The organism is Vibrio gallicus, from assembly GCF_024346875.1.
Lineage (GTDB): Bacteria > Pseudomonadota > Gammaproteobacteria > Enterobacterales > Vibrionaceae > Vibrio > Vibrio gallicus.
The window spans coordinates 2,026,227-2,039,492 of sequence record NZ_AP024871.1; the positions used below are offsets into that span (position 1 = coordinate 2,026,227).

The 13,266-nt window shown below is 44.5% G+C and carries 9 protein-coding genes and 8 tRNA genes; all 17 read right to left on the reverse strand.

Translation table 11 applies throughout. The features are described 5' to 3' along the window. Positions 1–101 precede the first annotated feature (101 nt). On the reverse strand, positions 102–2,969 hold the full coding sequence (locus OCU28_RS09370; protein ID WP_261815944.1) for a M16 family metallopeptidase: 2,868 nt from the start codon (positions 2,967–2,969) through the stop codon (positions 102–104). Positions 2,970–2,981: 12 nt separating this feature from the next. Next, entirely contained in the window at positions 2,982–3,434 is a 453-nt protein-coding gene (locus tag OCU28_RS09375; protein ID WP_261815945.1) for a YqaA family protein, read from the reverse strand. Positions 3,435–3,553: 119 nt separating this feature from the next. Continuing rightward, positions 3,554–4,684 (reverse strand): sodium ion-translocating decarboxylase subunit beta, encoded by a 1,131-nt coding sequence (locus OCU28_RS09380; RefSeq protein ID WP_261815946.1) that lies wholly within the window; start codon positions 4,682–4,684, stop codon positions 3,554–3,556. Between the two features lie 12 nt (positions 4,685–4,696). Continuing rightward, positions 4,697–6,472, reverse strand: a complete 1,776-nt coding sequence (gene oadA / locus OCU28_RS09385; protein ID WP_261815947.1) for a sodium-extruding oxaloacetate decarboxylase subunit alpha — start codon at positions 6,470–6,472, stop codon at positions 4,697–4,699. A gap of 20 nt (positions 6,473–6,492) precedes the next feature. Continuing rightward, the gene (locus tag OCU28_RS09390) at positions 6,493–6,756 is read right to left on the reverse strand and encodes an oxaloacetate decarboxylase subunit gamma (protein WP_261815948.1); all 264 of its coding nucleotides are present in this window, start codon (positions 6,754–6,756) and stop codon (positions 6,493–6,495) included. Between the two features lie 281 nt (positions 6,757–7,037). Then, a tRNA-Arg gene (locus tag OCU28_RS09395) sits at positions 7,038–7,114 on the reverse strand. 55 nt (positions 7,115–7,169) lie between these two features. Next, positions 7,170–7,246, reverse strand: a tRNA-Arg gene (locus OCU28_RS09400). A 55-nt stretch (positions 7,247–7,301) separates the two neighbouring features. Continuing rightward, a tRNA-Arg gene (locus tag OCU28_RS09405) sits at positions 7,302–7,378 on the reverse strand. 55 nt (positions 7,379–7,433) lie between these two features. Next, positions 7,434–7,510 (reverse strand) — tRNA-Arg (locus OCU28_RS09410). A 55-nt stretch (positions 7,511–7,565) separates the two neighbouring features. Next, a tRNA-Arg gene (locus OCU28_RS09415) sits at positions 7,566–7,642 on the reverse strand. An 82-nt stretch (positions 7,643–7,724) separates the two neighbouring features. Next, positions 7,725–7,817 (reverse strand) — tRNA-Ser (locus OCU28_RS09420). A gap of 42 nt (positions 7,818–7,859) precedes the next feature. After that, positions 7,860–7,936: transfer RNA gene (locus OCU28_RS09425), tRNA-Arg, on the reverse strand. A gap of 31 nt (positions 7,937–7,967) precedes the next feature. Next, positions 7,968–8,060: transfer RNA gene (locus OCU28_RS09430), tRNA-Ser, on the reverse strand. A gap of 171 nt (positions 8,061–8,231) precedes the next feature. Next, positions 8,232–8,429 carry a carbon storage regulator CsrA gene (csrA, locus tag OCU28_RS09435; RefSeq protein ID WP_021712262.1) on the reverse strand — a complete coding sequence of 66 codons (198 nt, stop codon included), beginning with the start codon at positions 8,427–8,429 and terminating at the stop codon, positions 8,232–8,234. 77 nt (positions 8,430–8,506) lie between these two features. Continuing rightward, positions 8,507–9,679 (reverse strand): aspartate kinase, encoded by a 1,173-nt coding sequence (locus OCU28_RS09440; protein WP_261815949.1) that lies wholly within the window; start codon positions 9,677–9,679, stop codon positions 8,507–8,509. Between the two features lie 149 nt (positions 9,680–9,828). Beyond that, complete coding sequence (gene alaS, locus OCU28_RS09445; RefSeq protein ID WP_261815950.1) at positions 9,829–12,420, reverse strand: alanine--tRNA ligase; 2,592 nt, start codon at positions 12,418–12,420, stop codon at positions 9,829–9,831. Between the two features lie 305 nt (positions 12,421–12,725). Further along, complete coding sequence (gene recX / locus OCU28_RS09450) at positions 12,726–13,211, reverse strand: recombination regulator RecX (RefSeq protein WP_261815951.1); 486 nt, start codon at positions 13,209–13,211, stop codon at positions 12,726–12,728. Between the last annotated feature and the right edge of the window lie 55 nt (positions 13,212–13,266).

Below are 13,266 nucleotides of genomic sequence, written 5' to 3' on the forward strand. Positions count from 1 at the left end.
GGATAGTAATGAACCGAGATTTTATTACTGTAATGTTCGGCTCTTATAAAGTGCCCTATGCTGTAGCGCAGGACACGTATTTAACCACTAACATTGGTTCATCAAGGTTGAATTTCAAGGGCTTGGATTGGCAAATTTAACTTCTCTAGCTGTGGAGCTAATTTTTTTGCATCTCCAACAACGACTATCTGATAATCATCTGGATTAAACCACTTCCTTGCTACTTCATCCAACTCTTGCTTTGTGACCTTAGCGACGATTTTATTGCGTGTCGATAAATAGTCATAATCTAGATTGTAGGTAAGAATTGCACTAAGTAGTGATGCCTTTTGTCCCGGAGTCTCATACTTTAAGGCATCTTGCTGGCCAATAGCTAAACGCATAAACTCAATTTCTTTATCAGTGAAGCCACCATTGGCAGCCTGTTGCATCTCTTTAATCAGCTCAGAAATAGCATCACCAGTAGAGTCCGCTCTTACCTGAGCGCTTACGATGACAGCACCAACCTCACGATTTGCGGCAATATAGCTACTTGCACCGTAAGTATATCCTTTGTCTTCTCGCAGGTTTTGGTTGATCCGACTATTGAAGTTGCCACCAAGATTAAAGTTGGCGAGCTGCGATAGGTACATTTCTCCAGTCGCATCAAATGGAAGCCCTCTACGGACTATACGAACTGAGCTTTGCGGAGCATCTGGTTTATCAACTATATAAATGCTTCGTTGCTCAAGCTGAGGTAAGCTTTGGCGACGTAAAATAGGCGGCATGTCTCCCTGCCACTTTGCTATTGACGTTAGCTGCTCGCGCATTTTTTGTTGCGATAGATCGCCCACAATTACCACTTGAGTCCCTTTAGGGGTGTAGTAGTTTTGATAAAACTGTTTTACATCCTGCAGGGTTAAGCCTTTCACTGAATTTAGTGTTCCAGAGCTTGAACGACCGTAAATGGTATCCCCATATAGAACCTCACGAGTCGCTTGAGAGGCCAACCACGAGGGTGTTTGATGCTCATAGATCAACCCTTCTAACATTTGCCTCTTGGCGCGCTGGAAGTCTTGTTTATCAAATTTAGGCGTAAACAGTGACTCTTCAACCAAAGCTAAGGTCGTTGCGAAATTTTTGCTTAGCGATGAAATGGTTACCGTGGTCCGATACTGCCCAGCATCAAGAGAGACACTACTACCAAGCTTATCAAGCTCCGCCTGTAGCTTCTCACTACTCAAACGCTCGCTACCTTCAGCGACAACCGAGGCAGTTAATGATGCTATACCTTCTTTTCCTTTGCTTGCATAGCGGTTACCTGCTGGCATTTTAATTTGCATAACAACGGTTGGGGTCTCTGAACTTGCAGTGCCTAACACCTCAATATCATTGCTTAAGTGAAAGTTATACAACTCAGGCATACTACCGGTTACTGACTGCTGAACTTCGGGCACCTTAGAGCGGTCAAAGGTATCTTCAACAAAGCGGTATTCTAACTCGCTATCTTGGATAACTTTATGTTCAGGTAATTGGCGGGGCGGCGTTTCAAAGGTTGCCTCCCTTACCGCCAACTCAAGCTTTCCTTTTGGTACCACAGATAAAACAACCTTATTCTTATTTGGTACAAAGGTTTCAAAAGCCTTATACACCGAAGCAGGTGTTACCTTTCGGTAATTATCTAGCTCAATTTGTAGACGATCGGGTTGATCGTAGAAGGTCTGATTGGAAGCCAGTTGAGTCACCTTACCACGCACACTTTGCAGGGCAAATATCGAATCGGCCTCTGCACGCCCTACCACTTGTTGTAGGTTTTCAGGATCAATATCTGACAGCTTAAGATTATCTAAAATCCCCTTCACTTCTGTATAAAGTGGGCTAAGGTCAGCACGCTTTGCAGAATCTGCCATCACATAGATATAAAAGTTACACGCCAACTCCGCGCACTGATGAAACGCCCCAGCATCAAGCGCTTTCTCTGTCTTGACCAGTTTTTGATAAAGGAGGCTATTGCGTCCACTACCAAGTACCTTAGCCAGCATATCAAGGTCGGCATTACGAGCCTCACCTTGATAGGTTGTTGGCCAACCAATAAGCAGCATAGGTTGCTGAACCCGATCCTGCATAGTGATATAGCGATCTTCAGGCAACAGTGCTGGCAGCTTAGGTGCAGGATTTACTTCTGGCCCTTGTGGGATGGGAGCAAAATATTTTTCGATCCACTCTAGGGTTTGCTGCTCGTCGAAGTCCCCTCCAATCGTTAGCACCGCATTGTTAGGTCCGTACCAACGCAGAAAAAATGCCTTAAGGTCATTTACATCGACACGGTCTAAATCTTCAACATAACCAATGGTTTGCCAAGAGTATGGATGATCCGCTGGATACATGGCTTCCCCCATACGTTCCCACATTAAACCATATGGTCGGTTCTCATAGTTTTGAGCCCGCTCATTCTTAACCGTATCACGCTGGATCTCAAACTTATGTTGTGAGACCGTCTCCAATAGATACCCCATGCGATCAGACTCTAGCCAAAGAACCTTCTCTAATTGATTCGATGGTACGGTTTCAAAGTAATTGGTTCGATCTCGATTGGTAGTGCCATTTAGTGAACCACCAGCCTCGGTGATTATCTTAAAGTGCTGTTGATCGGCTACATGTTTTGAACCCTGAAACATCATATGCTCGAAAAAATGAGCAAAGCCTGACTTCCCCTCAACCTCACGAGCGGAGCCCACATGATAGGTTACATCAACATGAACTAAAGGATCTGAATGGTCTGGTGCAAGGATAACGGTTAGGCCATTATCGAGCTTGTACTTGGAGTAGGCAATTGACGCCTTACCTGGGGTTGCCTCCACTTGCTCCACTAGGGTTGGCATAGACTTAAAAGGCGTTATGTTATGTTCAGTTGAACACGCGACTAAACCTCCTACCAAAGCAATGCTCAGTACCAGCTTAAACTGATTTTTAACCGTTCGAAATATCATTGCTTTTCCTTCTTAATAACCAAACCCAGTAAACAAGCCAACTAGCATTATGTAGCGCAACAACTTACCGACTAAAATAAAAATGAGACAAGGTACAAAACGCATACGCAACCAACCTGCCGCTAAACATAGCGGATCTCCAATGATTGGAGTCCAGCTCAATAGCAGTGCCCAATAGCCGTATTTATTCACCCATTGCAACGCTTTATGACCATATTTTTCATCTTGAGTTCGATTTGGAATCCAGCGACCTAATCCGTAATTAGTCAATCCACCTAAGGTATTACCTAAGGTAGCAACCAGCAAAATACTAAATATCGAATATTGTTTTAGGCTCAATGTCGCCAGTAATGCAGCCTCTGACCCACCAGGTAATAAGGTCGCACTGAAAAAACCAGTAACAAATAGCAGAGTCAAGGCTGAATCTGCAAGCCAGATCCCAAGTTGTTGAAAAATAAAGTCCATCACGCCATTACATTAAATACATATCCTCCTATATTACCGAGGTAAATAGTAAAGGTCATGGATTTAGAGCCCAAAAAAGGATGCCAATTGGCATCCTTTTTATATGGCGACTATTGTAGTTAGCCAACCAGTGCTAACAAGATACCTGCCGCTACCGCAGAACCCAGTACACCAGCAACATTAGGGCCCATCGCATGCATTAACAAGAAGTTCTGAGGGTTAGATTCAAGACCAACCTTGTTCACTACTCGCGCGGCCATCGGAACCGCAGAAACGCCCGCCGCACCAATCAATGGATTGATATCTTCTTTCGAGACCTTATTTAGAAGCTTAGCCATCAACACACCAGCTGCTGTACCAATACTAAAGGCCACAGCACCTAGCCCTAAAATACCTAAGGTTTCTACATTCAAGAATTTATCAGCCTGCAACTTAGAGCCGACACCTAAACCGAGGAATATCGTCACGATATTGATGAGCTCGTTTTGCGCAGTTTTACTTAAACGCTCCACTACCCCAGCTTCGCGCATAAGGTTGCCTAGACAGAACATGCCTACTAACGGCGTTGCCGAAGGCAGAAACAGTATTGTCATTAGCAGCACACCCAAGGGAAACAAGATCTTCTCTGTCTTGCCTACTGGTTTAAGCTGTGCCATCTGTATTGAGCGTTCTTTTTCAGTAGTTAACGCTTTCATTATCGGTGGCTGGATAATTGGAACTAACGCCATATAGCTATATGCAGCAACCGCGATTGCGCCTAATAAATCAGGCGAAAGTCGGCTGGCTAAGAAAATAGCAGTCGGACCATCCGCGCCGCCAATAATCGCAATAGAAGAGGCATCCGCGAGGCTAAACTCCATCCCCGGTACATAATTGAGTAAAATCGCACCAAACAAGGTGGCAAAGATACCAAATTGAGCCGCGGCGCCAAGCCACAGCGTCTTGGGGTTAGCAATCAAAGCGCCAAAGTCGGTCATTGCTCCAACGCCCATGAAGATTAACAATGGGAAGATCCCAGTCGAAATCCCAGCCTCATAGACGTAGTAAAGCAAGCCTCCGGGCTCAGTAAAGCCAGCGTTAGGAATATTGGCAAGGATAGCCCCAAAGCCAATAGGCAATAGCAGTAAGGGCTCAAATCCCTTACGTATAGCTAAGAACAACAACCCACAGCCAACCAAGATCATACAGATCTGGCCAATCTCAAAGTTCGCAATCCCGGTCTCTTCCCAGAGAGTAATCAAACCTTCCATGCTTTAGGTTCCTTAAGTCAAGCTAAGCAAAGGAGAACCCACCGCAACAGCGTCTCCCTCTTTAACATGCAGGTCTTGCACCACGCCACTTCGTGCCGCTCGTACCTCAGTTTCCATCTTCATCGCTTCTAGGATAAGTAACACATCCCCTTCTTCTACAGATGTACCACTGCCTACATTGACCTTGAATATATTGCCAGCTAATGGTGCCGGTACATCCTCTCCCACAGATAAAGCTGGGGCTGGAATTGCAGCGGGCGCAGCAGTCGATACCTGCGCAACGGAAGTTAACTCACCTTGAGGCCCCACCTCAACATCATAAACCTGACCATTCACTCTAACGCTATAAGCCTCTGTTGACGTATTAGCTTTAATTGCCGCAGGGGCTGATGCAGGCTCTTTTTGTGGTGCCGGTTCAAATGCTTGTGGGTTGTTACGGTTTTTAAGAAACTTCAAGCCAACCTGCGGGAACAAGGCATAGGTAAGAACGTCATCCTCGATCTCTTCAGCAAGCTTGATTTGCTCTTGTTTGGCTTTGTCTTTCAGGTCTGTGGTTAGGGCTTTAAATTCAGACTCAAGTAAATCTGCTGGGCGGCAGGTAATCGGTTCCGCGCCATCTAATACCTTAGTTTGTAGTTCAGTATTAAGCTCTGCTGGAGCTACCCCATATTCACCCTTAAGTACGCCAGCGGTTTCCTTGGTAATACTCTTATATCGTTCGCCAGTTAGAACATTAATAACCGCTTGAGTACCGACAATCTGTGAAGTGGGAGTAACCAGTGGAATGTAACCAAGGTCTTTTCGAACTCTAGGGATCTCTTCGAGCACTTCGTCTAAGCGATCTGCTGCACCTTGCTCCTTAAGTTGGCTTTCCATATTAGTCAACATGCCACCGGGAACTTGTGCAATCAAGATGCGTGAATCTACCCCTTTTAGTTGGCCTTCAAACTGGGCATATTTCTTACGTACTTCTCTAAAATACGCCGCAATAGGTTCAATATTATCGAGCTTAAGCTTGGTATCTCGCTCAGTACCTTCAAGCATAGCGACCACAGTTTCGGTTGGGGTATGCCCATAAGTGCTGCTCATTGACGAAATTGCAGTATCGAGGATATCAACCCCGGCCTCAACGGCCTTGACCGCAGTAGCAGTGCTTAAGCCAGTGGTCGCATGACAGTGGAGTGCTAATGGCACATCACACGAATCCTTGATCTTAGAGATAAGCTCATACGCTTCATAAGGCTTAAGAAGCCCTGACATATCTTTAATACATAGCGAATGACAACCAAGGTCTTCTAAGCGTTTGGCAAGGTCAACCCAGGTTTCAGTATTGTGTACCGGGCTGGTTGTATAAGAGAGTGTACCTTGAGCGTGCGCACCGACATCAACAACTGACTTCACCGCTGTTTGAAAGTTACGCACGTCATTCATTGCATCAAAAATACGGAATACATCCATACCATTTTTATGTGCGCGCTCAACAAACTTCTCAACCACATCGTCCGCATAATGACGGTAGCCCAGCAAGTTTTGCCCACGTAATAGCATCTGCATTGGTGTATTAGGCATCGCTTTTTTAAGCTCGCGTAAGCGCTCCCATGGGTCTTCACCTAAAAAACGGATACAGGCGTCAAAGGTGGCCCCTCCCCATGTTTCTAGCGACCAATAGCCGACCTTGTCCAATTCAGCTGCGATAGGCAACATATCTTCAAGGCGCATTCGAGTAGCAAATAGGGATTGGTGTGCGTCGCGCAACACCACATCTGTAATAGCGAGAGGCTTAGTCATATTTAACTCCTTTAAATATTTTATTTTGGGGTAGCTGAGCGATGTTTATGTAGTGCAGCAGAGATGGCCGCAACTATGTTTGGATCAACATTTTGATCAGCTAGGGAATTTGCATTCGATTTGGGATGCAGTGGGGCTGTTTTCGCCTCCATCGGTTGTGGCCCAAAAAATTTGGACATAACCTTAACCACAAACACTAATAGCGTCAGAAAAAGAAACACCATGCTCATTCCTAGAGCCATGATGGAGGCCGCTTCTCGCAGCAGCTCTACAATACTATTCATTTACTCATCCTTGTAATCGTCATCCTGACGGTTCCGTTTAAACGGTATGAATAGCGACTATCTAAACTGGATAGCAGGCGTTAATTCTCATAACTCGAGTTCAACATTCCACTTCCGTTTGAAATAAATATCGCTGTTATGCTCATATGAGACTACAGGAGTATGCAACTAATTACTGCGATCTAGATAGTAAACAATAAAAAAACAGGGATTTGTTAGGTAAGAGGGGGACTATATTGCAGGCATAAAAAAAGCCTCGCAATTTGCGAGGCTTTAAATAGTGGCGCGTCCTGGAGGATTCGAACCTCCGACCGCCTGGTTCGTAGCCAGGTACTCTATCCAGCTGAGCTAAGGACGCGCAATGCTTCTAATGAAGACTTTATAGAACCGCTAATGCAATTCATTGTAAATAGTGGCGCGTCCTGGAGGATTCGAACCTCCGACCGCCTGGTTCGTAGCCAGGTACTCTATCCAGCTGAGCTAAGGACGCGCAATGCTTCTAACGAAGACTTTATAGAATCGCTAATGCAATTCATTGTAAATAGTGGCGCGTCCTGGAGGATTCGAACCTCCGACCGCCTGGTTCGTAGCCAGGTACTCTATCCAGCTGAGCTAAGGACGCGCAATGCTTCTAACGAAGACTTTATAGAATCGCTAATGCAATTCATTGTAAATAGTGGCGCGTCCTGGAGGATTCGAACCTCCGACCGCCTGGTTCGTAGCCAGGTACTCTATCCAGCTGAGCTAAGGACGCGCAATGCTTCTAACGAAGACTTTATAGAATCGCTAATGCAATTCGTTGTAAATAGTGGCGCGTCCTGGAGGATTCGAACCTCCGACCGCCTGGTTCGTAGCCAGGTACTCTATCCAGCTGAGCTAAGGACGCACGGTGCTTCTTAACGAAGGGCGTGAAGTCTATCACACTTTCTATAGTTAGAAACAAAAAAATTGACCCAAGGGCCAATAAATGGCGGTGAGGGAGGGATTCGAACCCTCGATACGGCTACAAACCGTATACTCCCTTAGCAGGGGAGCGCCTTCGGCCACTCGGCCACCTCACCGCATTATTACTAACAAGTTAGCATTTATATCGATAAACGATATGGCGCGTCCTGGAGGATTCGAACCTCCGACCGCCTGGTTCGTAGCCAGGTACTCTATCCAGCTGAGCTAAGGACGCACATTGTTCTAATTCAAGAACTTAGCAAGAATGGCGGTGAGGGAGGGATTCGAACCCTCGATACGGCTACAAACCGTATACTCCCTTAGCAGGGGAGCGCCTTCGGCCACTCGGCCACCTCACCGTCTTGCGGAGGCACATATTATATTTTACCAAAAATAAGTCAAACATTTTCTTAGTAAAATACTTAAAAAAACGATTAACAGACCAACTTTCAACCAAATGGCTAAAATTTACTATTTCCGTTTTGCTAAAACACGAAAGCTAGCCGAATGGCTAGCTTTATGGGTATTGCTTAGTAGTTGCCTGTCGCTACGTTTCCATTGCCTTTTTCAGCCTGGATACGCATGTAAATTTCTTCACGGTGAACAGATACTTCTTTTGGTGCATTTACACCGATACGTACTTGGTTTCCTTTAACCCCAAGAACAGTAACGGTAACTTCATCACCAATCATTAAGGTTTCGCCAACACGGCGAGTCAGAATTAGCATTTGATAGCTCCTTGCTTTCACTCAAATTACTTTGAGGTCTATTATTCAATAAAAATAACAATATGGTAAAGAACTTATTACATAATAAGTTCTTTTTTCTTTCCTGATAATGTGGATTCATGCTCAATATAGAATGCATGCACCCAATTTGCCGCAGAGTCCAAATCTGTAGGTAATAATAGCAACTTCACTACCCCATCACACTGAAAACTATCAATAACATCGATATTCTCTGCCTTAAGTCTCGTTTCTACTTCATCTTTTATGCCACTCAGAGCATACCCAACTAGAGCTAATGCACTAATTGGCTCGATATTTTGGATATTATTAGTTAATACCTGCAATAATTTCGAGATATCAGAATCATTAACTATTAGGTAGTTTTTAGCACAATAATGAATTGATATGCCCAACAATTGACATTGAGCTACAACGGTATCGATATGATTCGGCTGTAAGCTTACCTTTGATAGCTCGCGTTTCAGGGCTAGCCCACAGATATCCTTACGCGATGCCATGCGAGTCACCAAGGTGCCACCCTGTGGAGAAAAAGAAGATAAAACCCGAATATCCAAGTTTTTACTCTCAGCATATTCCACGCATGGAAGATGTAATACCTTCGCGCCATGCTCCGCCATGACCAACATATCGGAGAAATCGACCTTATCCATTCGTTTTGCCGAACTCACGACCCTAGGATCACAGCTGTAAATACCATCAACATCAGTGAAAATCTGGCACTCTTGGGCTTCTAATAACCCAGCAAGCATAACGGCACTAGTATCAGAGCCACCGCGACCTAGCGTGGTAATTGCCCCGTGCTGATTGATACCTTGAAAACCTGCAACGACCACAACGTAGTCATCATCAAGCAAGCCATACAGCTTATCTTTATCTACCGACTGAATTGTCGCTTGGTTATGGGTGTCATCCGTCAAGATGCCAGCCTGCCAGCCTGTCAACGAAATCGCTTTGTATCCAAGTTTATTTAGCATCATAGCTAATAAAGAGACCGTTACCTGCTCACCAGCAGACAAGATAACATCTAGCTCTCTGGTGTTAGGAACGCTATCAACCTCATACGCTAAGCTTTGCAGTCGATTGGTTTCTCCAGACATGGCCGAAACCACAACCACTATCTGGTTACCTTCGTTTTTCGACTTAATAACCTGCTCAGCTACAGCGCGAATACGCTCTACCGAACCGACTGAGGTTCCACCAAACTTTTGTACAATCAATGGTTTATTCACTGACTTTTCCACCTTCCCAAAAACGCATTTTGCTTTTTTTTCATTGGACATTAAAAACGAATAAAACCAAGCTTTCTTCTCAGAAAGCTTGGTTTTCATACAATTGACTACTGAAGCTGTTACTCAGTAGTCTGACTAGCTATCATTTATTACAAACGCTCTTCCAGCCATGGAAGTACTGACTTCATTGCACTTGGTAGCGCGGCTACATCGGTACCACCCGCTTGAGCCATATCAGGGCGACCGCCCCCTTTACCACCGACTTGGGTTGCGACCATATTAACTAGCTCACCGGCTTTAACCTTAGAAGTAAGGTCTTTGGTCACACCTGCAATCAAGGCAACTCTATCATCGCTAATATTCGCGAGCAGGATAACGCCACTACCGATCTGATTCTTCAGGTCATCAACCATGCCGCGCAACGCTTTGCTATCGCCATTTTTAAGGCCAGCAATCAATACTTTACTACCATTGATCTCTTGAGTTTTACCAATCAAGTTCGCACTTTCTTGGTTGGCAATTTTATCTTTAAGCTGAGAAATCTCTTTCTCTAGTGCTTTAGATTTAGCATTTGCGTCAGCAAGCTTATCTTGAATTCGCTGTTGTTGTAGCTCAAATGCATCAATAGCAGCATCGGCAGTAGTTGCTTCAATACGTCGGATACCCGCAGCTATGCCGCCTTCAGAAGTAATCTTAAACAGACCAATATCACCAGTATTATTGGCGTGAATACCACCGCAGAGCTCTGTAGAGAACTCACCCATAGATAGCACTCGTACTTCATCATCGTACTTCTCACCAAACAGTGCCATTGCACCTTTTTGTTTGGCAGATTCGATATCCATTATATTGGTTTCAATAACGTGGTTATGACGAATCTGTGCATTGACTAAACGCTCAACTTGTTTAAGTTGCGCTGCAGTTACTGCTTCTAGGTTTGAGAAGTCAAAACGTAAGCCTTCAGGTTTAACTAGAGAGCCCTTCTGTGCTACGTGTTCTCCGAGCACCTGACGTAGAGCTGCATGCAATAGGTGAGTCGCGGAGTGGTTTAGAGAAGTAAGCGTGCGACGTTCAGCATTAACTTGCGCCTGCACCGCTTCGCCTTTACTCATTACTCCCTGGCTAAGCACACCATGATGAGCGATAGCATTGCCCAGCTTTTGAGTGTCAGACACTTCAAATAGCCCCGTATCAGTTTTCAATACGCCACTATCGCCACATTGACCACCAGATTCTGCATAGAATGGGGTTTGCTTAAGGATAACAATAGCTTTTTGTCCTTGGGCAAGGTTATCAACCTCTTCTCCATCAACAAAAATAGACTCTAGCTCACTACTAGCTACTGTCGCATCATAACCGCAGAACTCAGTGGTACTGTCGGTTTTAATCACTTCGTTATAATCAGTACCAAAGTGACCTGCTTCACGAGCTCGTTTACGCTGAGCTTCCATCGCTGTATCAAAACCATCTTCGTCAATCGTAAACCCACGTTCACGAGCAACGTCGTTAGTTAAATCAGCTGGGAAACCATAGGTATCATAAAGCTTAAATACGGTTTCACCGTCTAGTACGGTTTGGTTGTTTGCGCTTAGAGTCTCGAGTGCTTCATCCAGAATTACCATGCCACGCTCTAAAGTACGACCGAAGTTTTCCTCTTCAATACGCAGTACTTTCTCAACCAGCGCTTGCTGCTTGCTAAGTTCAACACCCGCTTCACCCATAACCTCAGCTAAAACACCAACCAATTTATGGAAAAACGCACCTTGAGCCCCAAGCTTATTGCCGTGACGAACTGCACGGCGAATAATGCGACGCAATACATAGCCACGTCCTTCATTTGAAGGCATAACACCATCGACAATCAAGAATGAGCAAGAACGGATATGATCAGCAATTACGCGCAGTGATTGATTGGTAAGGTCTTGGTAACCTATGGTATCAGCAGCGGCTTTGATCAGCGTTTGGAATACATCGATTTCGTAGTTTGAATGCTTACCTTGCATAATCGCAGAGATACGCTCAATCCCCATACCAGTATCTACTGCAGGCTTAGGAAGAGGTTCCATAGTACCATCAGCATGACGGTTGAACTGCATGAATACGTTGTTCCAGATCTCGATGAATCGGTCACCATCTTCTTCAGGCGTTCCAGGCTTTCCACCCCAGATATGCTCACCGTGATCATAAAATATCTCAGTACATGGACCACAAGGACCGGTATCTCCCATAGACCAGAAGTTATCTGATTCGTATGGTTTCCCGCCTTTTTTGTCACCAATGCGTATAATTTGATCAGCATCGATACCGATACCTTTATTCCATAACTCAAATGCTTCGTCATCAGTCTCATAGACAGTGACCAGCAATTTTTCTTTTGGTAGTTGCAGTACTTCAGTTAGAAATTCCCACGCAAACTCAATCGCTTCTTGTTTGAAGTAATCACCAAAGCTAAAGTTACCGAGCATTTCAAAGAAAGTATGGTGACGTGCAGTAAAACCGACGTTTTCTAGGTCGTTATGTTTACCACCAGCACGCACGCAGCGTTGAGCCGTAGTCGCTCGAGAATAGCTACGCTTTTCTGCACCCAAAAAACAGTCTTTAAACTGGTTCATACCTGCATTGGTAAACAATAGGGTTGGGTCGTTATGTGGAACGAGAGAAGAACTCTCTACGATCTGATGCCCTTTACCTTCAAAGAACTTTAAAAAGGCAGTACGAATTTCTGCGGTGCTCATGTGCATGCGACAATTCCTGAAATGATCAACTGAAAATTTTGTCACATTCTACACTTAAGTCGCTTTATTATGCTAGCGCCAGTTATATTTTTGCGCTCAACATAGCCTTCGATTACTGCGCTTTTCTTGCTTAATTCACTCACTATTAGGGCTATGTTTCTCATCTGTGGTGGAGACCCACAATTAATATAAGATTTAAAGTGAATAACTGGTGCTAACTCCCTAGAGATAGAGGAAGTAATGGGTAACTAAGTTTATTAAGTGACTAATAAGAAAAGGAGAGGTTTCTTTGAGGTGGAGAATATAGACGATTAAGCCTCTTGCTCTTGCTCACTCAATGCGTATTTGATCTGCTCAAAGCTAAAGCCTCGGTACTGTAAAAAGCGAACCTGATTGGCGTAATCCTTTGATTCAGAGCCTTTGGCATCTCTAAACTTTTTATAGGCAGTTTGCACAGCAAGCTCAAACCAATCTTGGGGTTCTGCTTGCAACGCTTGTTCTATTGTCTGCTCATTTACTTTTTTGATCTGTAATTCTTGGCGAATACGGCGTTCACCATGCCCTTTATTGACATGTTGGCGCACCTGACTCTTAGCGTAACGCAAATCATCTAGGTAATGATGCTCAGAACAAAAAGAAACAGCGTCATCAATATCAGCTAGTTCATAGCCTCTATTTAATAACTTTTGCTGTAATTCATATCGACCATGATCTCGGCGGCTAAGAAGATTTAGAGCAGCCTCTTTTGCTGACCAGTGCTTGAAAGTGGGTGTTATTTTAGATGAGGTTGTATACATACAGACCTCCATATTCGAATTTAGTGACGGGAGAAAATAAACAAGAGCCCTTAGG